At 64.9% G+C, this 21,563-nt stretch carries 21 protein-coding genes; 7 read left to right on the top strand and 14 right to left on the bottom strand.

Annotation, left to right across the window (positions count from 1 at the left end):
• Window positions 1-40: 40 nt before the first annotated feature.
• The 9 genes from OXS31_RS10855 to OXS31_RS10815 all read right to left on the bottom strand — a co-directional run bounded on the left by OXS31_RS10855 (window position 41) and on the right by OXS31_RS10815 (window position 9,319).
• Window positions 41-541 carry a DUF934 domain-containing protein gene (locus OXS31_RS10855; RefSeq protein WP_027599447.1) on the bottom strand — a complete coding sequence of 167 codons (501 nt, stop codon included), beginning with the start codon at window positions 539-541 and terminating at the stop codon, window positions 41-43.
• Window positions 525-2,183 carry a nitrite/sulfite reductase gene (locus tag OXS31_RS10850; RefSeq protein WP_042134031.1) on the bottom strand — a complete coding sequence of 553 codons (1,659 nt, stop codon included), beginning with the start codon at window positions 2,181-2,183 and terminating at the stop codon, window positions 525-527. The genes OXS31_RS10855 and OXS31_RS10850 overlap by 17 nt, the downstream gene beginning before the upstream one ends.
• A 202-nt stretch (window positions 2,184-2,385) precedes the next feature.
• On the bottom strand, window positions 2,386-3,201 hold the full coding sequence (gene efeO, locus OXS31_RS10845; RefSeq protein WP_027599445.1) for an iron uptake system protein EfeO: 816 nt from the start codon (window positions 3,199-3,201) through the stop codon (window positions 2,386-2,388).
• A gap of 21 nt (window positions 3,202-3,222) precedes the next feature.
• Window positions 3,223-4,515 carry an iron uptake transporter deferrochelatase/peroxidase subunit gene (gene efeB, locus OXS31_RS10840; RefSeq protein WP_027599444.1) on the bottom strand — a complete coding sequence of 431 codons (1,293 nt, stop codon included), beginning with the start codon at window positions 4,513-4,515 and terminating at the stop codon, window positions 3,223-3,225.
• Complete coding sequence (gene efeO, locus OXS31_RS10835) at window positions 4,512-5,711, bottom strand: iron uptake system protein EfeO (protein WP_267398938.1); 1,200 nt, start codon at window positions 5,709-5,711, stop codon at window positions 4,512-4,514. The genes efeB and efeO (OXS31_RS10835) overlap by 4 nt, the downstream gene beginning before the upstream one ends.
• Window positions 5,708-6,562 (bottom strand): iron uptake transporter permease EfeU, encoded by an 855-nt coding sequence (gene efeU, locus OXS31_RS10830; RefSeq protein ID WP_027599442.1) that lies wholly within the window; start codon window positions 6,560-6,562, stop codon window positions 5,708-5,710. The genes efeO (OXS31_RS10835) and efeU overlap by 4 nt, the downstream gene beginning before the upstream one ends.
• 150 nt (window positions 6,563-6,712) lie before the next feature.
• Complete coding sequence (locus tag OXS31_RS10825) at window positions 6,713-7,735, bottom strand: twin-arginine translocation pathway signal protein (protein ID WP_144958737.1); 1,023 nt, start codon at window positions 7,733-7,735, stop codon at window positions 6,713-6,715.
• Between the two features lie 49 nt (window positions 7,736-7,784).
• Window positions 7,785-8,189: a hypothetical protein gene (locus tag OXS31_RS10820; protein WP_007158404.1), complete on the bottom strand. Its 405-nt coding sequence runs from the start codon at window positions 8,187-8,189 to the stop codon at window positions 7,785-7,787.
• Between the two features lie 101 nt (window positions 8,190-8,290).
• Entirely contained in the window at window positions 8,291-9,319 is a 1,029-nt protein-coding gene (locus OXS31_RS10815; RefSeq protein ID WP_267398936.1) for an RNA methyltransferase, read from the bottom strand.
• An 85-nt stretch (window positions 9,320-9,404) separates the two neighbouring features.
• Between OXS31_RS10815 and OXS31_RS10810 the strand changes: the two genes are divergently transcribed.
• Window positions 9,405-9,707, top strand: a complete 303-nt coding sequence (locus tag OXS31_RS10810; RefSeq protein ID WP_017640573.1) for a DUF1883 domain-containing protein — start codon at window positions 9,405-9,407, stop codon at window positions 9,705-9,707.
• 35 nt (window positions 9,708-9,742) lie between these two features.
• Here OXS31_RS10810 and OXS31_RS10805 read toward each other — a convergent pair whose 3' ends face one another.
• The 3 genes from OXS31_RS10805 to metH all read right to left on the bottom strand — a co-directional run bounded on the left by OXS31_RS10805 (window position 9,743) and on the right by metH (window position 15,146).
• Complete coding sequence (locus OXS31_RS10805; RefSeq protein WP_267398934.1) at window positions 9,743-10,870, bottom strand: PQQ-dependent sugar dehydrogenase; 1,128 nt, start codon at window positions 10,868-10,870, stop codon at window positions 9,743-9,745.
• 127 nt (window positions 10,871-10,997) lie between these two features.
• The gene (locus OXS31_RS10800; RefSeq protein WP_074582432.1) at window positions 10,998-11,348 is read right to left on the bottom strand and encodes a hypothetical protein; all 351 of its coding nucleotides are present in this window, start codon (window positions 11,346-11,348) and stop codon (window positions 10,998-11,000) included.
• A gap of 87 nt (window positions 11,349-11,435) precedes the next feature.
• On the bottom strand, window positions 11,436-15,146 hold the full coding sequence (gene metH, locus OXS31_RS10795; RefSeq protein WP_267398933.1) for a methionine synthase: 3,711 nt from the start codon (window positions 15,144-15,146) through the stop codon (window positions 11,436-11,438).
• A gap of 233 nt (window positions 15,147-15,379) precedes the next feature.
• Between metH and OXS31_RS10790 the strand changes: the two genes are divergently transcribed.
• The 3 genes from OXS31_RS10790 to nfuA all read left to right on the top strand — a co-directional run bounded on the left by OXS31_RS10790 (window position 15,380) and on the right by nfuA (window position 18,015).
• Window positions 15,380-16,381 carry a response regulator gene (locus OXS31_RS10790; RefSeq protein ID WP_267398932.1) on the top strand — a complete coding sequence of 334 codons (1,002 nt, stop codon included), beginning with the start codon at window positions 15,380-15,382 and terminating at the stop codon, window positions 16,379-16,381.
• A gap of 2 nt (window positions 16,382-16,383) precedes the next feature.
• Entirely contained in the window at window positions 16,384-17,349 is a 966-nt protein-coding gene (locus OXS31_RS10785; RefSeq protein ID WP_042134048.1) for a diguanylate cyclase, read from the top strand.
• A gap of 81 nt (window positions 17,350-17,430) precedes the next feature.
• Window positions 17,431-18,015 carry a Fe-S biogenesis protein NfuA gene (gene nfuA, locus OXS31_RS10780; RefSeq protein WP_007158397.1) on the top strand — a complete coding sequence of 195 codons (585 nt, stop codon included), beginning with the start codon at window positions 17,431-17,433 and terminating at the stop codon, window positions 18,013-18,015.
• Window positions 18,016-18,074: 59 nt separating this feature from the next.
• Here the strand turns inward: nfuA and OXS31_RS10775 are convergent, their stop codons facing one another.
• The gene (locus OXS31_RS10775) at window positions 18,075-18,485 is read right to left on the bottom strand and encodes a PA2817 family protein (RefSeq protein WP_007158396.1); all 411 of its coding nucleotides are present in this window, start codon (window positions 18,483-18,485) and stop codon (window positions 18,075-18,077) included.
• Window positions 18,486-18,627: 142 nt separating this feature from the next.
• On the opposite strand from OXS31_RS10775, the gene OXS31_RS10770 reads away from it, so the two are divergent.
• Genes OXS31_RS10770 through queF form a run of 3 tightly spaced genes read left to right on the top strand, consistent with a single transcriptional unit; the run spans window position 18,628 to window position 21,177 of the window.
• Window positions 18,628-19,560, top strand: a complete 933-nt coding sequence (locus tag OXS31_RS10770; protein ID WP_267398931.1) for an ABC transporter ATP-binding protein — start codon at window positions 18,628-18,630, stop codon at window positions 19,558-19,560.
• Window positions 19,557-20,336 carry an ABC transporter permease gene (locus tag OXS31_RS10765; RefSeq protein ID WP_027599433.1) on the top strand — a complete coding sequence of 260 codons (780 nt, stop codon included), beginning with the start codon at window positions 19,557-19,559 and terminating at the stop codon, window positions 20,334-20,336. The genes OXS31_RS10770 and OXS31_RS10765 overlap by 4 nt, the downstream gene beginning before the upstream one ends.
• A gap of 13 nt (window positions 20,337-20,349) precedes the next feature.
• Window positions 20,350-21,177 (top strand): NADPH-dependent 7-cyano-7-deazaguanine reductase QueF, encoded by an 828-nt coding sequence (gene queF / locus OXS31_RS10760; RefSeq protein ID WP_267398930.1) that lies wholly within the window; start codon window positions 20,350-20,352, stop codon window positions 21,175-21,177.
• On the opposite strand, the gene OXS31_RS10755 is transcribed toward queF, so the two are convergent.
• Window positions 21,178-21,447, bottom strand: coding sequence for a DUF4404 family protein (locus OXS31_RS10755; RefSeq protein ID WP_108582871.1), 270 nt, complete (start codon window positions 21,445-21,447; stop codon window positions 21,178-21,180). It abuts the gene before it with no gap.
• Window positions 21,448-21,563: the final 116 nt, after the last annotated feature.

Here is a 21,563-nt window from a genome sequence, read left to right as displayed (position 1 = left end):
ACCCGCCATGGCGGGTTTCTTTTTGCGTCCAAGCCAGCGATCAGGCCTGGCGACGGCGGAACAGCGGCTCCGGTTGGTCGACGGCGCTCTGGTAGGTCACGCTGAAGTCGCGCAGACCGGCCAGGGCCGCTTCCGGATCGCGGTCGGCGCGGACCACATAGGCGTCGAAGCCGCAGCGCTTGAGAAAGAACAGCTGGTCCTGCAGCACATCGCCGATGGCGCGCAACTCGCCAGTCCAGCCGAAGCGCTCGCGCAGCAGCCGGGCGTAGGAGTAGCCGCGACCGTCGACGAAGGCCGGGAAGTTGATGGCGATCAGGTCGAAATGCTCAAGGTCGCCGGCGATGCTTTCCGGCTCTTCGTCGCTGTCCAGCCAGATGCCCAGTTTGCCGTCGCGGCAGGTGAGGGCATGGCCGTGCTCCAGCCACAGGGCGGCCGGGATGATCACGTCGTCGCTGTTGGGAACGTCTGCGAAGGCGACGTCCTTGGGCAGCAGGTGCCAGTTGTCGGTGACCAGCTGGTCGCCCTTAATGATTCTTTGCATAGACGCGCTCCTTGAAGGGGTCGATACCGATACGGCGGTAGGTGTCGATGAAGCGCTCGTCTTCGGTGCGTTGCTCGACGTAGACGTTGATCAGCTTGCCGATCACCTCGGGCATCTGATCCTGGGCGAAGGAGGGGCCGAGGATCTTGGCCAGGGTGGCGTCGCGGCCGGCGTCGCCGCCCAGGGACACCTGGTAGAACTCCTCGCCCTTCTTGTCCACGCCGAGGATGCCGATGTGGCCGACGTGGTGGTGGCCGCAGGCGTTCATGCAGCCGGAGATGTTGAGGTCCAGCTCGCCAATGTCGAACAGATAGTCCAGGTCGTCGAAGCGGCGCTGGATGGATTCGGCGATGGGGATCGACTTGGCGTTGGCCAGGGAGCAGAAATCACCGCCCGGGCAGCAGATCATGTCGGTCAGCAGGCCGATGTTGGGGGTGGCGAAGCCATGCTCGCGCAGCGCGTGCCAGAGCTCCAGCAACTGGTCCTGGCGCACGTCGGCGAAGATGACGTTCTGCTGGTGGGAGGTGCGCAGCTCGCCGAAGCTGTAGCGATCGGCCAGGTCGGCCATGGCGTCCAGCTGGCGATCGGTGACGTCGCCGGGGGCCACGCCGGTGGGCTTGAGCGACAGGGTCACGGCGACATAGCCCGGACGCTTGTGGCGGAAGGTGTTGCGCTGGCGCCAGCGGGCGAAGCCGGGGTGCTCGGCGTCCAGGCGGGCGAGGGCCTCGTCCTGGTCCTGCAGCTCGGCATAGGCCGGATCGACGAAGAAGGCGGAGACCCGCGCGACCTCGGCGTCGGTCAGGGTGATGGGACCGTCCTTGAGGTGGGCCCATTCGGCCTCGACCTTTTCGGCGAAGGCCTCGGCGCCCAGGGCCTTGACCAGGATCTTGATGCGCGCCTTGAACTTGTTGTCGCGGCGACCGTAGCGGTTGTAGACCCGCAGGGTGGCTTCCAGGTAGCTGAGCAGATGCTGCCAGGGCAGGAATTCGCGGATGAATTCGCCGGTGTGGGGGGTACGGCCCTGGCCGCCGCCGACCAGCACGCGGAAGCCCAGCTCGCCGGCCTCGTTGCGCACCGCTTCCAGGCCGATGTCGTGCACCTCGATGGCGGCACGATCCAGCGCGGCGCCGTTGACGGCGATCTTGAACTTGCGCGGCAGGAAGGCGAATTCGGGGTGGAAGGTCGACCACTGGCGGATGATCTCGCACCAGGGGCGCGGATCGATCAGCTCGTCGTGGGCGACGCCGGCGAACTGGTCGGTGGTGGTGTTGCGGATGCAGTTGCCGCTGGTCTGGATGGCGTGCATCTGCACGGTGGCCAGCTCGGCGAGGATCTCGGGGACGTCTTCCAGCTCCGGCCAGTTGAACTGGAAGTTCTGCCGGGTGCTGATGTGGGCGTAGCCCTTGTCGTAGTCACGGGCGATCTGCGCCAGCTTGCGCACCTGGGTGGTGTTCAGCAGGCCATAGGGCACGGCGACCCGCAGCATGGGCGCATAGCGCTGGATGTAGAGGCCGTTCTGCAGGCGCAGCGGGCGGTATTCTTCGCCACCCAGCTCTCCGGCCAGGAAGCGGCGGGTCTGGTCGCGAAACTGGGCGACACGTTCTTCGACGATCCGTTGATCGTACTGATCGTAAACGTACATGGTCATCCTGCTGTCAGGCGGCGCGCACGGCTGCGCGTGATCGAAGTCTTGGGCACCCCGGGGGCGCTCTGGCGACTTTTCTAGGCCGTGCACGATAGCAGCAGGTCTATATGCTTAAAAGCGATGTTTCTTTATATATAAATCTATTCCGGCGATAAGCGGAGAGTGGGTGGGCGGCGCCGGACACCGCCCACCGCGGGCCTCAGTTGAGGCCCAGCTTGCCGCGCAGGGTGGAAAGGTCTTCGGCCAGGGTGTTGACCGGACCGACCAGGGCCTTGCGGTCACGCTCGCTGACCTTGTCGTAGGTCTCGAAGCCGCCGTCCTTGGTCTTGTACTTGGCCAGGATCTTGTCGACCGTGGCGAAGTTCTTGTCGACCTTGGCGACGAAGGCCTGGTCCTGCTTCTCGATCTGCGGGCGGAACAGGTCGACGATCTTCTTGGCGCCATCGACGTTGGCCTGGAAGTCGTAGAGATCGGTGTGGCTGTAGCGCTCTTCCTCGCCCGACACCTTGGTCGCCGCCACTTCCTCCATCAGCGCCGCAGCGCCACCCACCACCTTTTCCGGCGGGAAGGTCAGGCCGTCGACGCGGGCCTGCAGGTCCTTGACGTCGGCCAGCAGCTTGTCGGCGACGGGACCCTGGCCCTCGGTGGTGTTCTGGGTGAAGAGTGCGTATTCCAGGCGGTGGAAGCCGGTAAAGTCCTCGGATTTCACGCCCTGCTCATGGTCGTCTTCGCGGGAGTCAATGGCGGCGTCCAGGTCGCTGAACAGCTCGGCGATGGGCTCCACCTGCTCGTAGGAGACCCGCGTCGGCGCATAGAGCTTGCGCGCGGTGGCCAGGTCGCCGCGCTTGACCGCCGCGGTGAAGGCCTGGGTCTGCTCGGTGAGCTTGGCCAGGTTGTCGGTGACATAGATCTTGTAGTCGGAGATGGGGCCGACCAGATCCAGCGGCGAGTTGGCCGCGAAGGCCGGCGTGGCGAGGGCCAGACCGAGGGCAATGGCGAGGAACGAGCGTTTCATTCGACTTCTCCTGTCGAGGTATTAAAGCGATGCGGCGGCCAGCAGGCTGCGGCCGAGGTAGTCCTTGGCATCGGTGATCCCCGGCAGGACGAAGAAGTAACCGCCGCCGATGGGCTTGATGTATTCCTCCAGGGGCTCACCATCCAGCCGCTTCTGCACGGCGATGAAGCCCTGTTCCAGGTCGGCCTGGTAGGCGATGAACAGCAGGCCCATGTCGAGCTGGCCGTTCTTGCGCACACCGTTGGAGTAGTTGAAGGGGCGGCGCAGGATCAGGTTGCGCTGGCTCTCCGCGGTGCGGGGATTGGCCAGGCGGATATGGGCGTCCAGCGGCGTGACCTTGCCCTTGGGATCGCTGGCATAGTCCGGCACATCGGTCTCGTGACCGCCGGCCATGGGCGCGCCACTGGCCTTGCGCCGCCCGAAGATGGCTTCCTGTTCCTGCAGCGGGGTGCGATCCCAGCGCTCGACGAAATTGCGGATGATGCGCACCGCCTGATAGCTGCCCTGGGCCGCCCAGGCCGGCTCGCCGCTGCCGGGCTGGACCCAGACGATCCGGTCCATCGCCTGCTGGTCGGTGGAGTCGGGGTTGGCCGAGCCATCGCGAAAGCCCAGGAAGTTGCGCGCGCTCTCGGCGGGCTGACCGGGTGGCGGATCCTGCACCGGCACGCTGCCTTCCTGCTTCCAGCGGATCGCCAGCAGGTCGGGCAGATTCTTCACGATGTCGCGCAGGGCGTGGATGTTGGTGTCCGGGGTGTTGGCACAGAATTGCAGGCAGAGATCGCCGTGGCAGCAGTCCGCTTCCAGGGCGTCGTTGGGAAAGCCGGTCATGCGCTGCAGCTGCCGCGGCTTGACCGCGGTGAGGCCGAAGCGGTCATCGAAGAGCGATTCGCCCACCGAGACGGTGATGGTCAGGTTGTCCGGCGTCACCACAGGACCGAGGATGCCGGAATCCAGCGGTGGCAATTTGGGGTCGACCTCGGGCACCGGGCCGCCCTGCATGAGAAAGCGGATGCGCTCGTCGAGGGTCCGCAGCAGGCGTTCCAGGTCCTCGCGATCGCTGGCCAGCACATCGAAGGCCACGATCATTCCGGCCGCCGGCCGTGGGGTGACGATGCCGCTCTGGTGCAGGCCAAGGAACGCCTGGCGCTGATGGGTATTGGCGCTGCCGGGGGCACGGGTCACCTCGGCGGTGCTGGCCGCCCGGGCGTGCATCGGGCAGAGCCCGGCACCGGCCAGGGCCACGCTGGCGGCGCCGAGGCCACCCAGCAGGCGGCGACGTTCGATGTTGGGCTGATCGGGAGCGGACTTCTTCATGGCGTGGTCTTGGTCGCGGCCAGGCCCAGGGCCGGGGCGATCTGGTCGAGGGAGTCGGCCAGTGCCTGGGCCGCGGCGGCGATGCGCTGGCGGTCGTCGGGGGAAAGGGTGGAGTAGGGACGCTGGACATCGCCCAGGGCCGTAGCGAAGGCGTCGGCCTGGGTATCCAGGCGGTGCTGCAGCTCGGGATGACCCTTGCCGAGCAGGGGGCGCAGCAACTCGATCACCTTGCGCGTGCCATCCAGATTGGCGGCGAAGCCGGGCAGCACGAGCTGGCTGTAGCGCTCTTCCTCACCCGAGATCCGGGTGCCGGCCAGGTTGTGCAGCAGGCGCGCGGCATTGCCACTGAGTTGTTCGGGCGGCAGCGACTGGCCGAGCAGGGCGTCGCGCAGGGCGGCGGCGTCCTGCTCGAGGCGAGTGGCGACCGCTGTCAGGCCCTGGGTGCTGTTGCCAGCGAAGAGGCCCTGTTCGAGGCGATGGAAGCCACCAAAGGCCGGATCCTGTTCGCGCTTTTCGTAGTAGTCGGCGCGGGCATTGAGGCGATTGTCCAGTTCGGCGAAGCGCTGCGCGGTCGCCGCCAGGCGCTGGTAGGGCAGGCGGGCGGCCGCATAGGCGGCGCGTGCCTGCTCTAGATCGCCCGCGGTCAGCGCCTGCTGCAGGGTGGCGAGACCCTGCAGCAGCAAGCGGCTCTGCTGATTCAGGTAGACGCGGTATTCCGACAGCGGACCGACGAACTGGGTCAGGGTCGGACCGGCCTTGCTGGCGGCTTCCGAGGCGGCGGTCGGCAGCACCTTCAGCGTGCCGCGCGGATTGCTCAGCAGACCGCAGGTGATGGCGTAGTCGCCGGGGGCCAGGGTGGCATTGATGACCTGGCTGAGGCCGGGGGCGATGTTCTCGCGCTCCTCGACCACCAGGACTCCGTCGAGAATCTCCCATTCCACCGCCCGGTCCGAGCGGTTGACGATACGAAAGCGCGCCGGCCCGGCGGGTACCTGCAGGGCGTTGGGTTCGCAGCGATTGGCGAGGATGTCGACCTTGATTTCGCCGTCGGCCACGGTGGCGTGACGCTCGCCTGCGGCGCGCGAGGCATAGTAGAAGGCCGCGGCGGCTGCGATCAGCAGGGTGGCCGAGCCGATCACGGCCAGGCGCAGCGCCAGGGAGCCCTGCTTCGGCGGATGGGGGTTGGCGTGATTCACGACGGGCGCTCCAGCGAGGCAGGGGTGGTCACGGCAGGACGCTGGGGCGGCGCCGGGGTGCGGAAGAACAGCGGCAGGGTGACGGCCAGGAACAGCAGATAGGCGCCCAGCGTGCTGACGGTCGGAGTGTCCTGGTAGCCGAACATCCCGGCCAGCACCGTACCGACCGGGCCGTCGGCGGGCAGCGCGTGGCTCCAGTCGAAGACCACCTGCTGCAGCGAATTCCACAGGCCGGCTTCATGCAGCGCCTTGACCGAGTTGGTGAACAGGCCGGCTGCGACGAAGAGGATGAACAGGCCGGTGAAGCGGAAGAACTTGCCCAGGTTCAGTCGTACGCCGCCGGTATAGAGGCCATAGCCCACGGCGATGGCGATGATCAGCCCCAGCAGGGCACCCAGGGGCGCGCCGGGGCCGGCGCTCTGCTGGAAGATCGCCAGCAGGAAGAACACGGTTTCCAGGCCTTCGCGAGCGACCGCCAGGAAGACCATGCCGATCAGGGCATAGACCTGGTTGCGCGAGGCGGACAGGGCGTTTTCCAGGGAGTCGTGCAGTTCGGTCTTGATCGAGCGCGCCGCCTTGCGCATCCAGAACACCATGGAGGTGAGGATGGCGGTGGCCGCCAGACCGACCACCGCTTCGAACAGCTCCTGCTGACGCTGCGGGAATTCGGCGCTGGCCAGTTGCAGGCCGGCGCCGACGAACAGCGACAGGGCGGCGGCCAGCATGACGCCGATCCAGACCGCTGGCATCCAGTGGCCGCGACCGGTGCGTTGCAGGTAGCTGGCGATGATGCCAACGATGAGCGCCGCTTCGATGCCTTCGCGGAGCATGATCAGAAAGGGAACGAGCATGAAAGCTATCACCGACAGAAGCGAAGGGGCGCAGAGGCGCCCGGAGGTCGGTGATTTGTATCACAATGATTCGGATTGTTAAATGCGGATGATTCTCGTGCCTCGCGGATCCGCTGACTGGTTGGCAGCGGATCCCCGTATTGCAGAGCCTCAGGCGCGAAAGACCACGGCGGTATCCGGCGCCTTGCCGGTAGAGAAGCGGTGGATCTCGCGCCAGTTGCGCAGATCGACCACCGCCAGCTGGTTGTCCTCCAGGGCCGCGAAGAGCCGCTCGCCGCGGGGATCGAGGTTGAGTCCGGGCACGGCGCTGCCCATGGGCAGATAGGCGACTTCAGCGAGGGTATCGGGCCGCAGCAGCGAGAGGCTCTTGTCCGACAGGTTGGAGACCAGCAGGCGGCCATCGGGCAGGGCGGCTACCCGTACCGCTTCGCCGCGCAGCTTGACCTGGCGGATCGGCGTCAGGTCGCGGGCATCCAGCGCATGTAGGATGCCGGCGAAGCGATCCAGCACATAGAAGGTGCGCTCGTCCGGACTCAGGCAGCAGCCCTCCGGCGCCTGGCCGAGGTACCTCTTCACCGGCAGCACGGCAGGATTGTGCGCATCGACCAGGATCACCAGACCGCTCAGGGTGTCGGCAACGTAGGCGCGGCGTCCGTCACGGGTCAGGACGAAGTAGTGGCTGCGGGTGCCACCAACCGGGACGATCTGGCTGGGATATTCGGCGGTGGCGGGGCGATCGAAGCGGATGAGCAGCGAGTCGGTCTCGCTCAGCACATAGAGGCGGCCCTGGTCATCCAGGCGCATGCCGTGCAGGCGGTGATAGGGCGACAGGTCGATGGCTCTCACCAGCCGGCGCTCGGCGAGATCGATTACGCTGACCTGATGGCCGCCTTCGCCGGGCGCCTGCCAGCTCTTGACCCCGTACTGGCCGACGTAGGCATAGCGACCCTGGCGGTCCGCGACGATTTCATGGGGTTGCTCGGGCAATTCCAGACTGCCGATGCGCTTGCCATCGGCCAGGCGATAGAAGCCGAGGCCGGGGGCTTCCTTCTCGACCAGAGCGAGGTATTCGTCGCCCGCTGCGAGGGCATTGAGCGGATAGCCGCCCAGCAGGGGCAGGGCGGCACTGGCAGCCAGCAGGCCGAGGGTCCGGCGGCGATTCAGGTGGGGCATAGGAGGTCTCCCGAGCGGCAAGCCTCCCTGCCAGGGTCAAGCATCCGTGCTAGTCGAATAGACCCTTGAACCAGGTCCAAACTCCGAAGGAGTAGTCGGGAAAGATGTCGATGCCCAGCGCCGACTTGAGCAGATAGAGCAGCAGCAGACCCACCAGGCCGCAGGCCAGCAGGATCACCGCCAGCACGGTGGCTTTGCCGAGCAGGGACAATTCCTGCTCCAGGCGGGAGAGTTGACGGTAGTTGCGACCGGCGAGGAAGACGAAGTAGTAACGGCGGTGCCAGAACTTGACGGTGCCGCGCAGATCGACGCTGTGCTTGCCCCAGCTGCGGGTGCCGAAGGCCAGCTTGAGGGCTTCCAGCTGCTCCTCGGTAAAGGATTCGCGCAGCTCTTCGGGCAGGCGTTCCTTCAGACCAGCGATGAAGGGGTCGTGGCGTTTGATGCGATCCTGCATGGAAGAAGCTTCCCTCTGAATGGTGCGAGTGCACTCTGAGAGGCCGCCCGGCCTGGCGTTCCGCCAGATCTGATGGGCGGGGCCAGTCGCAGGACGATCGGTCAGACGCTGACGCGCACCGGGCGCAGCACCTCGGCCCGGGCCCGCAACTGGCCACAACCGCCATCGACATCCTGGCCCGCGGAATTGCGCACCTTGGTCAGCAGACCGCGGCTGTGCAGGTAGCGCACGATCTGCACGATGCGCTCGCCAGTGGGCCGCTGGTAGTCGTCCACTTCCAGGCTGTTGTAGGGAATCAGGTTGAGCACGCCGTACTTGCCCTTCATCAGCCGCAGCAGTTCGTCCATCTCGTCCTGGCTGTCGTTGATGCCGGCCAGCAGCGTCCACTGGTACTGGATCGGATAGCCGATCAGCCGGGCATAGGCTTCCCCCTGCTCGATCAGCTCGCCGGGTTCGTACCGGGGCGCCTTGGGCAGCAGGCGGGCCCTTCGCTCGGCATGGGTGCTGTGCAGCGACAGCGCCAGCGCCGGCCTGACCGCCTGCTGCGGCAGTCGCTCGAATACCCGCGGATCGCCGACGGTGGAAAACACCAGGTTGCGATGGCCGATGCCACCGGCCGTGCCCAGCAGGTCGATGGCTTCCAGCACGTTGTCCAGGTTGTGCGCCGGCTCGCCCATGCCCATGAAGACCACCTTCTTGACCGGCCTGATGCGTCGCGCCAGGGCCACCTGGGCGACGATCTCGGCGCTGCCCACCTGACGCAGGAGGCCGCTCTTGCCGGTCATGCAGAACACGCAGCCCACCGCGCAGCCGACCTGGGACGACACGCAGAGTCCATCACGGGGCAACAGCACGCTTTCCACCGCCTGGCCATCGCCGAGGGTCACCAGCATCCGCGCCGAACCGTCGGCGCCCGGGTGCTCCGAGGTCACCCGGGCCAGGCTTTCCAGTCGCGCGGTCAGCGCCGGAATGGCGTGGCGCACCTCCAGGGGCAGGAAATTTTCCGCCTGCTGGCGCCGGGTGCCGGTGTCCAGGGGCAGCCCCTGACACCAGGCGCGCAGGATGCGGGCGCTGTGCTTGGGCTTGGCGCCGGCATCGGCGAGCAACTGGACGACATCGGAGATACGCATGGGAAAAGGGCAGGTCGAGGGCGGGCGGCGATAATAGGACAGGGCAGGGATGCTATCCTAGTCCTTTGCAAGACGAGGACCCGTCATGAAGTTCATCCACCAGCGCGAGCATCTCAACGAGGGCGACCTGGTCGTCATCCAGAGTTCGGGGGTGTGCAACATCCGCCTGATGAACGATGCCAATTTCCGCAGCTTCAAGAATGGCGGCCGCCACACCTATCACGGTGGCGCCTTCGACACCTTTCCGGCGCGCATCACGGTACCGAGCACTGGCTTCTGGAACATCACCCTGGACACCGTCACCAAACGGCCGATCAGCGTGACCCGCAAGCCCGAGATCAAGCACTCGATCAAGATCGTTCGCCGCTCGCCTTCCGAGCTGCGCTGAGCCGGCGGTCACCCGTCCCTGGGTGACTCCTGCCGCTACTTCGGCTGCAATTCGAGCAGTCGCGCCTTGGCACCGTCTTCCAGCACCCAGAGGCTGCCGTTGGGGCCTTCCTCGACGTCGCGGATGCGCGTGCCCATGGCATAGCGCTCGACCTCGCGCGCCTCTTCGCCCTTGAGTTCGATCCGCACCAGCGCCTTGGACGACAGCCCGCCGATGAAGGCATTGCCCTTCCAGGCGGGGAAGCGGTCGCCTGCGTAGATCATCAGGCCAGCCGGCGAGATCACCGGCGTCCAGGTGATTTTCGGCGGGATGAATTCCGGGCGGGTGTCATGATCCGGAATCGGCTTGCCGCCATAGTGGTCGCCATTGGATACCTCGGGATAGCCGTAGTTGCCGCCACGCTGGATCAGATTCAGTTCGTCGCCACCCTGGGGGCCCATTTCCTGTTCCCAAAGCCGGCCTTGGGCGTCAAAGGCGATACCCAGTGGATTGCGATGGCCCAGCGACCAGACTTGGGCCGCGACGCCGCCTTGCTGGGCGAAGGGGTTGTCGGCCGGCGTGCTGCCATCGTCGTTGAGGCGGATGAGCTTGCCCAGGTTGCCAGTCATGTCCTGGGCCGGGGTGAATTTCTGCCGTTCCCCCGAGGTGATCCACAGCTTGCCGTCCGGGCCGAATCTCATGCGATGGCCATAGTGACCGTTGCCGGTGACCTTGGGCGTCTGCCGCCAGATCACCTTGAGATCGCCCAGCGAACCACTGCCGTCCTGCTTCAGGGTCAGCTTGGCCCGGGCGACCGCCGCGCCCTGGGTGCCGTCTTCGCCGGCCTCGGCATAGCTGAGGTAGATCAGCCCGTTGCTGGCGTATTGCGGATGCAGGATGACATCGCCCAGCCCGCCCTGGCCGGCGGCGACCACCTTGGGTACCCCGCTGATATCCTGGGCCTTGCCGGTCTGCACGTTCAGGTGCTTGAGGACGCCGCCTTTCTCGGTGACCAGGGCGGTGCCGTCCGGCAGGAAGGCGATGGCCCAGGGTGCGTCAAGGGTGGCCCGTGGGGTGGCGGTGAAGGGCCACTGAGCTTCACTCAGCGCCTGGGGCGCGGCACTGGCATTCAGGGTGGCGAGACCGAGCAGGAGACTGCCGGCGGCTAGGGTAAGGCCTTTCATGGGCACGCGGTCCTCGTCGATGGAAGTCCCTACACCCTAGTAGGGACGCCCAGGAAAAGGGCCGCGTTTTTGTTACCTGAGGCGTCTAGCGAAGACGTTAGAAGGCGTCAGATGGGACCTGAATAGCCTATTTCGCAGTTCCAAATCCGTTAATGGCTGCCCTGGCTCGCGCTTCGGATATGGCCATCAGTACGGGATCCGAATCCTCCATGTGCGTATAGAGGTACCACTGAGTTGGAGGTGAGGACAGGATCCGATATACCTCGAAAGGCTTTTTGCTGTTCAACCTCGACCCTAGGGTTGTCTGGTCCATAAGAACTTGAGCTTTATCAATCGCGTGTGATGCGAGCGTCGCTTCATATGCCTGATTGATGATGTCCTGATTGCCGCGCTGTCCGCGACGATGTTCGCGATAGAAGACATAGCTTACGGCCAGGGAAAAGACTGTAACGAGAGTGAAATACGCAATGTCAGACATGGCGAGATCTTTGATCCGGGATAACCGGGTATTGCGACAGGGTCAACCAAGGCCATAGCGACGACCTTGGTTGATCGACCCTTTGGGTCAGTTGTCGTACCCCAGATTCGGCGCCAGCCAGCGCTCCGTCACCGCCAGCTCCTGGCCCTTGCGCTCGGTGTAGCTGTCCACCTGATCCCGGTCGATCTTGCCCACGGCGAAGTACTGGGCCTCGGGATGGGCGAAGTACCAGCCACTGACGGCGGCGGCGGGGAACATGGCGTAGTGCTCGGTGAGAAAGACGCCGCTGCGACCGGCCTCGTTGAAGCGGGCCTCGGGGTCCAGCAGCTTGAAGAGGGTGGCCTTCTCGGTATGGTCGGGGCAGGCCGGGTAGCCGGGAGCGGGGCGGATGCCCTTGTACTGCTCGCGGATCAGCGCCTCGTTGTCCAGGGTCTCGTCCGCGGCATAGCCCCAGTACTCCTTGCGCACCTGCGCGTGCAGCCACTCGGCGCAGGCCTCGGCGAGGCGGTCGGCCAGGGCCTTGACCATGATGGAGTTGTAGTCGTCGCCCTTGCGTTCGTAGTCCTTGGCCAGCTCCTCGGCGCCGATGCCGGCGGTGACGATGAAGCCGCCCATGTAGTCGGTCACGCCCGTTTCCTTGGGCGCGACGAAGTCGGCCAGGGACAGATTGGGCTTGCCCTCGGGCTTGATGGTCTGCTGGCGCAGGTGGTGCAGGGTGGCCAGCGGCTGGCCGTCCTCGCCATAGACCTCCAGGTCGTCGTCGCGCACCTGGTTGGCCGGCCAGAAGCCGAATACGGCGCGGGCCTTGATCAGCTTCTCGTCGATCAGCTTCCTGAGCATGGCCTGGGCGTCGTGGAACAGCGCGGTGGCCGCTTCCCCCACCACTTCGTCGGTGAGGATGCGCGGATATTTGCCGGCCAGGTCCCAGGAGATGAAGAAGGGCGTCCAGTCGATGTACTCGGCCAGGACTGCCAGGTCGATGTCTTCCAGTACCCGGGTGCCGGTGAAGCTGGGCGTGGGCGCCTGGTAGCCGAGCCAGTTGAAGGCCGGCTTGTTGGCCACCGCCTTCGCATAGGACAGGCGTTCGGTGCGGGCGCTGCGATTGGCGGTGCGCTCACGGACCTCGACGTAGTCGGCGCGGGTGCGCTCGACGAAGCCGGCCTTGAGTTCCTTGGAGAGCAACTGAGTAGCTACGCCCACGGCGCGCGAGGCATCGGTCACATAGACCACGGCGTCGTTCTTGTACTGCGGCTCGATCTTGACCGCGGTATGGGCCTTGGAGGTGGTGGCGCCGCCGATCATCAAGGGCAGGGTGAAGCCCTGGCGCTGCATTTCCTTGGCGACATGGACCATCTCGTCCAGCGAAGGGGTGATCAGGCCGGACAGGCCGATGATGTCGCACTTCTCGGCGATGGCGGTCTGCAGGATCTTTTCCGCCGGGACCATGACGCCCAGGTCGACGATGTCATAGCCGTTGCAGCCCAGCACCACGCCGACGATGTTCTTGCCGATGTCGTGGACGTCGCCCTTGACCGTGGCCATGAGGATCTTGCCCTTGGCTTCGGGCTTGTCGCCCTTTTCCGCTTCGATGAAGGGAATCAGGTGCGCCACCGCCTGCTTCATTACCCGGGCGGACTTGACCACCTGGGGCAGGAACATCTTGCCCGAGCCGAACAGGTCGCCGACCACGTTCATGCCGCTCATCAGCGGGCCTTCGATGACCTCGATGGGCCGCGCGCACTGCTGCCGGCATTCCTCGGTGTCCTCGACGATATAGGTGGTGATGCCCTTGACCAGCGCATGCTCCAGGCGCTTGTCCACCGGCAGGCCACGCCATTCCTCGGTCTCGGCCTCCTTGACCGCGCCGCCGCCCTTGTAGTCGTCGGCGATGGCCAGCAGGGCATCGGTGCCGGCCGGGGTACGGTTGAGCACCACGTCTTCGACCCGCTCGCGCAGGGCGGCCGGGATCTCGTCATAGATCTCCAGCTGACCAGCGTTGACGATGCCCATGGTCAGGCCGTTCTGGATGGCGTGGTAGAGGAAGACCGAGTGGATGGCCTCGCGCACCGGGTTGTTGCCACGGAAGGAGAAGGAGACGTTGGACACGCCGCCCGAGGTCAGGGCATAGGGCAGGTTGTCGCGGATGAAGGCGCAGGCGTTGATGAAGTCGACCGCGTAGTTGTTGTGCTCCTCGATCCCGGTCGCCACGGCAAAGATGTTGGGGTCGAAAATGATGTCTTCCGGCGGGAAGCCGACCTGGTTGACCAGGATGTCGTAGGAGCGCGCGCAGATCTCGTTCTTGCGCGCCTCGGTGTCGGCCTGGCCGTCTTCGTCGAAGGCCATGACCACCACCGCCGCGCCGTATCTCTTGCACAGTTTGGCGTGATGGATGAAGGCCTCGACGCCTTCCTTCATGGAGATGGAATTGACGATGCCCTTGCCCTGGATGCACTTGAGACCGGCCTCGATCACCTCCCACTTGGAGGAGTCGATCATGATCGGTACCCGGGAAATATCCGGCTCGGAGGCGATCAGGTTGAGGAAGGTGACCATGGCCGCCTTCGAATCCAACATGCCCTCGTCCATGTTGATATCGATGACCTGGGCGCCGGCTTCCACCTGCTGCTGGGCCACTTCCAAGGCCTCGGCGTAGTTTTCTTCGCGGATCAGCCGGGCGAACTTGGCCGAGCCGGTGATGTTGGTACGCTCGCCGACGTTGACGAACAGCGACTCGCGGCTGATGGTGAAGGGCTCCAGGCCGGAGAGGCGGCAGGCCTTGGGAATCTCGGGCAGCTGGCGCGGCGGATGCTTGGCGACCGCCTCGGCGATGGCCTGGATATGCGCCGGGGTGGTACCACAGCAGCCACCGACGATGTTGAGCAGGCCGCTGGCGGCGAATTCCTCGACCACCGCCGCCATCTGCGCGGGGCTTTCGTCGTACTCGCCGAAGGCATTGGGCAGGCCGGCGTTGGGGTGGGCGGAGACGAAGGTGTCGGCCTTGGTCGCCAATTCCTCGACGTAGGGCCGCAGCTCCTTGGCCCCCAGGGCGCAGTTGAGGCCGACGGAAATCGGCTGGGCGTGCCGCACCGAGTTCCAGAAGGCTTCGGTGGTCTGGCCCGACAGGGTACGGCCGGAGGCGTCGGTGATGGTGCCGGAGATCATGATCGGCAGCTCGACGCCGACCTCCTCGAACACGCCCTGGACCGCGAAGATGGCCGCCTTGGCGTTGAGGGTGTCGAAGATGGTTTCGATCAGGATGAGGTCGGCGCCGCCTTCGATCAGGCCGCGGGTGGCCTCGGTGTAGTTCTCCACCAGCTCGTCGAAGGTGACATTGCGATAGCCGGGGTTGTTGACGTCCGGAGAGATGGAGCAGGTCCGACTGGTCGGGCCGAGCACCCCGGCGACGAAACGCGGGCGATCCGGGGTCTCCAGGGTCTTGGCGTCGGCCACCTCGCGGGCGACTCGGGCGCCGGCCAGATTCAGCTCATAGGTGATGGCCTCCATGCCGTAGTCGGCCTGGGAGACGCGCGTGGCATTGAAGGTGTTGGTTTCCAGGATGTCGGCGCCGGCATCCAGGTAGGCCTTTTCGATCTCGGCGATGATCTTCGGCTGGGTCAGCAGCAGCAGGTCGTTGTTGCCCTTGACGTCGCTCGGCCAGTCGGCGAAACGCTCGCCACGGTAGTCCGCTTCTTCCAGCCGATAGCTCTGGATCATGGTGCCCATGCCGCCGTCGAGGATGAGGATGCGCTGCGCGAGGGCGTGGCGGAGGGCGGCGAGGCGAGAGCTGCGATCGGTCATGGGCATTCCACAGAGATGAAGAGACGCTGGACAAAGGGTGGCAGCATAGCAAAAGCCGGCGCCTGCCCCGGCATTGGCGACGGTCCATGATGAACAGCGCTCATGCAGGGTCGGCGAGTCTTTCATGGCGAAAACGTCTGACGATCTGGCGCGTCTGGTGGGCAAGGCCTTCAAGTGCTGCTTTACTGGCAATTGACCGACGTTTACTGTGCGTCAAAACAGTGTCATGGAAGGTGGCCGTGATTCCTCTGGTGATATGCGACGACTCGAACATGGCGCGCAAGCAGCTGGTTCGCTCCCTGCCCGAAGGCTGGGCGGTATCCATCACCCAGGCCACCAACGGCGAGGAAGCCCTCACGGCGCTGCGCCAGGGGCTGGGTCAGGTGATGCTGCTGGACCTGACCATGCCGATTCTGGACGGCTACGGCACCCTGGCGGCCATCCGCAACGAAGGCCTGGCGGTCAAGGTGATCGTCGTCTCCGGCGACGTCCAGGACCAGGCGGTGGCCCGGGTGCGCGAACTGGGCGCCCTGGACTTTCTGCGCAAGCCGGCCGATCCCGCCGAACTGGCCGCGGTACTCGAGCGCCATGGGCTCTATACCCCCAGCCCTGCGGCACTGCCGGAGCCGGTCGCGCGTCCCGAGCTGGAGGTGAGCTTCCGCGACGCCTTCCGCGAGGTGGTCAACGTTTCCATGGGCCGCGCCGGCGCGCTGCTGGCCAAGGCGCTGGATGTCTTCGTCCAGCTGCCGATTCCCAACGTCAATATCCTGGAAGTCAGCGAGCTGCACATGACGCTGGTGGACGCCCAGCGCGAGGATCGCCTCAGTGCGGTCTGCCAGGGCTATATCGGCGAGGGTATCGCCGGCGAAGCGCTGCTGATCTTCCACGACTCCGAATTCGATGACATGGCCAAGCTGGTGCGCTGGCGCGAGGCAGGGGAGTCCGGTGACATCGAGATGCTGCTGGATCTGTCGAGCATCATCATCGGCGCCTGCCTGGCCGGCATCGCCGAGCAGTTCGACATCCGCTTTTCTCAGGGTCATCCGACCATCCTCGGCCACCATGCGTCCATCGACGAACTCATCGTCGTCAACAAGACCCGCTGGAAGAAGACCCTGGCGGTCGAACTCAGCTACAGCCTGGAAGGCCATAACGTCCACTTCGATCTGCTGCTGCTGTTCACCGAGGATTCGGTGAAGCGCATCACCCGCAAGATCGGCTACCTGATGAGTTGAGCATGGCGGCACAGATCGATATCAACGAACTCCACTGGCTGCTGGACATCGTGCAGAACATCGATGTCGGCGTGGTGGTGCTGGACCTCGACTACCGCATCGAGGTCTGGAACAGCTTCATGGAAAACCATTCCGGACGGATCCTCAGCGAGGTCAGCCAACAGTCGCTGTTCGCCGTCTTTGCCGAAATCGACGAGGCCTGGTTTCGCGCCAAGGCCGAGAGCGTGGTGCTGCTGGGTACCCGGGCCTTTTCCATCTGGGAACAGCGGCCCTACCTGGTGCACTTCAAGAGCTACCAGCCGATCACCGGCGTGGAAGCCTTCATGTACCAGAACGTCACCCTGCTGCCGCTGCGGGATTCCACCGGTGCCATCGCCCACATCTGCGTGGTGATCTACGACGTCACCGATGTCGCCATCAACAAGCGGCAATTGGAACTCTCCAACGACAAGCTGCAGGAACTGTCGCGGACCGATCGCCTGACCGGTCTGGCCAACCGTGGTTACTGGGAAGAGCGCCTCACCGAGGAATTCGCCCGCCACCAGCGCTATGGCGGTCGCCTGGCGCTGATGATGCTCGACATCGATCACTTCAAGCGCATCAACGACACCTATGGTCATGCCGTCGGCGATCAGGCGATCAAGGCGCTGGCCGGGGTGATCAAGACCCATGTGCGCAATGCCGACATCGCCGGACGCTACGGCGGCGAGGAATTCGGCGTGGTGCTGCTGGACACGGCGGTGGAAGGCGCCCGGTTGCTCGCCGAGCGCCTGCGCGAGGCGGTCGAGGCCATGCGGCTCGACGTGCTGGGGACGCCCATCGCCTTCACCATCAGTGTCGGCATCACCGATCTGTCGGTGCCCCTGGGCAACCACGAGCAGATGATCCAGCAGGCGGACAAGGCCCTGTACGAGTCCAAGCACAACGGGCGCAACCGGGTGACCAGTTTCGTGCACCGCCTCGACTGAGACGATTATCCGACTGTTTCACTAGGGCTTTCGTCGAGGGGTGGGGTGGCGTAAACTTGTCACACCTGTTGAGGAGTGACCATGAGCGCCATCACCATTACCGACGCGGCTCAGGATTACCTGGCCGACCTGTTGGAAAAGCAGAACACCCCCGGGATCGGTATCCGGATCTTCATTACCCAGCCCGGCACCCAGTACGCCGAGACCTGCATCGCCTACTGCAAGCCCGGCGAAGAGAAGCCCGATGACCAGCCCATCGGGCTGAAGAGCTTTACTGCCTATATCGACGCCATCAGCCAGCCCTTCCTGGAAGACGCCCTGGTGGACTACGCCACCGACCGCATGGGCGGCCAGCTGACCATCAAGGCGCCCAACGCCAAGGTGCCCATGGTCAACGAGGACAGCCCGCTCAACGAGCGCGTCGACTACTACCTGCAGACCGAGATCAATCCGGGGCTCGCCAGCCACGGTGGCATGGTCAGCCTGGTGGACATCGTCGACGACAATGTCGCGGTCCTGCGCTTCGGCGGCGGCTGCCAGGGCTGTGGCCAGGTCGATCTGACCCTCAAGGATGGCGTCGAGCGCACCCTGCTGGAGCGGATCCCCGAGCTCACCGCCGTGCGCGACGTCACCGACCACACCAACCGCGAAAACGCCTACTACTAGAGATAGCGCGTGTTGCGGGTACGAAGGGCTATCGACCGATTCGATAGCCCTTCGGCGTTTCAGTGGCGCGCGGCGTCGTCCGGCAGGGCCATCAGGCGCTGTTCCTGCGCCCAGTCGAAGGCCTCGCCGCGGGATTCCGCTTCGTGGCGACGCTCGTCCAGTCGCTGGTAGAGCGCCAGCTCTTCGTCCGGCATGAAGTGCAGGCAATCGCCGCCAAAGAACCACAGCAGGTCGCGCGGCACCCGATGAGCGATCTGCGGATAGCGGCTGAAGATCTGGCTGAGCAGGTCCTGGCCGAGATAGGCGTACTCTTCGGGCGCCTGCGGCAGGCCGGCGACTAGTTCGTCGAAGCGGTCGAGGAACAGCGCGTGGTTCTCCGAGGGCACCTGCTCGGCCGCGCCGACGTCGGCCAGGACCGCACGCAGCTGGGCGAGGAGGGCAACGTGGTGGGCGAGATAGGAAGTGGCCATGGGTGTCTCCTGAAAAAGCGGCTGCGCAGTATAGGGGCACTGTCCGACGTTGTCTGGTTCGACTAGGATCGAACCTTTGCCCTCTGCCGGGGTTATAGGAAGTAGCACTTTTCTTTGCGAATCAGTTCTTGCCGGGAGGCACATGAGTCTAGCTCTCTCCATTCGTGGTCTGACCAAGACCTACAACAACGGCTTCACCGCGCTCAAGGGCATCGACCTCGACGTGGTCGAAGGTGATTTCTTCGCGCTGCTCGGTCCGAACGGAGCGGGCAAGTCGACCACCATCGGCATCCTCTCGACCCTGGTCAACAAGTCCGGCGGCGAGGTCTCGGTGTTCGGCAATGACCTGGACAAGGATCCGGCGGGCCTCAAGCGCTGTCTCGGCGTGGTGCCCCAGGAATTCAACTTCAACCAGTTCGAGAAGGCCTTCGACATCCTGGTGACCCAGGCCGGCTACTACGGCATCCCGGCGCGGATCGCCGGCGAGCGGGCCGAGGAGTACCTGACCCAGCTCGGCCTGTGGGACAAGCGCGACACCCCCTCGCGCATGCTCTCCGGTGGCATGAAGCGGCGCCTGATGATCGCTCGCGCCCTGATCCACAAGCCGCGCCTGCTGATCCTCGACGAACCCACCGCCGGCGTGGACATCGAGCTGCGCCGCTCCATGTGGAATTTCCTCACCGAGCTGAACGGGCAGGGGACCAGCATCATCCTCACCACCCACTACCTCGAAGAGGCCGAACAGCTCTGCCGCAACATCGCCATCATCGACCATGGCGAGCTGGTCGAGCACACCAGCATGCGCAAGCTGCTGCAGAAGCTCAATGTCGAGACCTTCATCGTCGACGTGGTCCAGCCGCTGACGGCGGCGCCGCAACTGGAAGGCTATCCGACCCGGCTGCTGGGCGATCACTCCTTCGAGGTGTCCATCGACAAGGCCAGCGGGGTCAATGCCCTGTTCCGCCAGCTGGACGCCGCCGGCATCCAGGTGCAGAGCCTGAGAAACAAAGCCAATCGCCTGGAGGAGCTGTTTGTCTCCCTGGTGGAAAAGAATCTAGCCAAGGTCGCCCGATGAGTACCGAATTCCAAGCCAACCTGGTGGCGCTGCGGACCATCGTCCATCGCGAAGTGCGCCGCTTCACCCGCATCTGGGCGCAGACACTGCTGCCGCCGGCGATCACCATGGTCCTGTACTTCGTGATCTTCGGTAACCTGATCGGCAATCGAATCGGCGGCATGGGTGGCTTCACCTACATGCAGTACATCGTGCCGGGCCTGATCATGATGTCGGTGATCACCAACGCCTACAGCAACGTGGTCTCCAGCTTCTTCAGCAGCAAGTTCCAGCGCTCGGTGGAAGAACTGCTGGTCTCGCCGGTGTCGCCCCACGTCATCCTCATCGGCTATGCCATGGGCGGCATTCTGCGTGGCCTGGCCGTGGCGGCCATCGTCAGCGTGCTATCGCTGTTCTTTACCCACATGCAGGTGCACCACCTGGGCATCATGCTGCTGGTGATCATCCTCACCGCGGCGATCTTCGCCCTGGGCGGCTTCATCAACGCCGTTTACGCGCGCAACTTCGACGACATCTCCATCGTGCCGACCTTCGTCCTGACGCCCCTGACCTACCTGGGCGGGGTCTTCTATTCCATCGACCTGCTGCCGGCCTTCTGGCAGAAGGTGTCCCTGGTCAATCCGATCCTGCACATGGTCAACGCCTTCCGCTACGGCATCCTCGGGGTGTCCGACATCCGCATCGGGGTGGCGATCGCCTTCATGCTGGTCGCCGTGGTCGTGCTTTATCTGGTCAGCATCCGTCTGCTCGTGAGCGGGCGCGGCATGCGTCATTGAGTGTCTGAGCGTCATGCATAGCGTAGAACAATCGCCCCTGGGCAAAAGCACCGAGTACGTCAGCCAGTATGCCCCGGAGCTGCTGTATCCGATCCCGCGGGCGCCCAAGTGGGCGGAGCTGGGGCTGGACGGGCAGGGCCTGCCGTTTCGCGGCGTGGACATCTGGACCTGCTACGAGCTGTCCTGGCTGCTGCCGTCCGGCAAGCCGGTGGTGGCCATCGGCGAATTCGCCATTCCCGCCGATTCGCCGAACATCATCGAGTCCAAGTCCTTCAAGCTCTACCTCAATTCCCTGAACCAGTCGGCGTTCGCCACCCTGGCCGACGTCGAAGCCGTGCTGGTCAGGGACCTGAGCGCCGCTGCGGGCGGTGCCGTGGGTGTCAGCCTGGTGTCGCTGGACGACTGGGCGGCGCGCGGTGTGCAACGCCCCGATGGCCAGTGCGTCGATGAGCTGGATATCAGCCTGGATCGCTACGCCCACCCGCAGGCGGATCTGCTGAGCGTGGGTGGAGCCCGGGATAGTCAGAGGTTTTACAGCCACCTGCTCAAGTCTAATTGCCCGGTCACCGGTCAGCCGGACTGGGGCACCGTGGTGATCGATTACGAAGAGGGGTTGGCACTGGAGGCGGCGAGTCTGCTGCGCTACCTGGTCGCCTTCCGCCAGCATGCGGATTTCCACGAGCAGTGCGTCGAGCGCATCTATCTGGATCTGTGGCGGCTGCTCAAGCCGGCGAAGCTGACCGTGTTCGCCCGCTATGTGCGGCGTGGCGGGCTGGACATCAATCCCTACCGAAGCAGTGACGCCATCCAGCCCGCCGCGGAGCGTTACGTTCGGCAGTGATCAGATGCCCATGCTGCTCAGGCTGTTCATGATCGAGCGGAGCGTGCCGGCCATGGTTGGGTGACTGACCTCGAAGCGCTCCACGGCCAGATTGACGCCTTCCACCAGACTGCCATCCCGGGTATGGGTGGCATCTTCGTTGGCCAGCTGGAATTCGATGTCCCGGATCAGCAGTTCCAGTTCCTCCCGGTCCTCCGGCGAGGCGGGTGGGTCCTGGTCCAGCTGGTAGCGGAGGTGGTCGAGTTGTTCCTGCAGATGAGAGGTGGTCATGGCGTTTCTCCTGTGTCCGGACTCTTTGACCGCAACGTTGGGTCAAAGATCGAGTGACTGCGCCTGGCCCTAAGCCAAACTGGCAAAGCTATGACTATAATCGGCGCCTTTCAGGC

Origin of the sequence: Pseudomonas sp. GM_Psu_1, assembly GCF_026544185.1 — a bacterium.
GTDB lineage: Bacteria > Pseudomonadota > Gammaproteobacteria > Pseudomonadales > Pseudomonadaceae > Chryseomonas > Chryseomonas oryzihabitans.
This window is presented reverse-complemented; position numbering and strand designations above follow the sequence as displayed.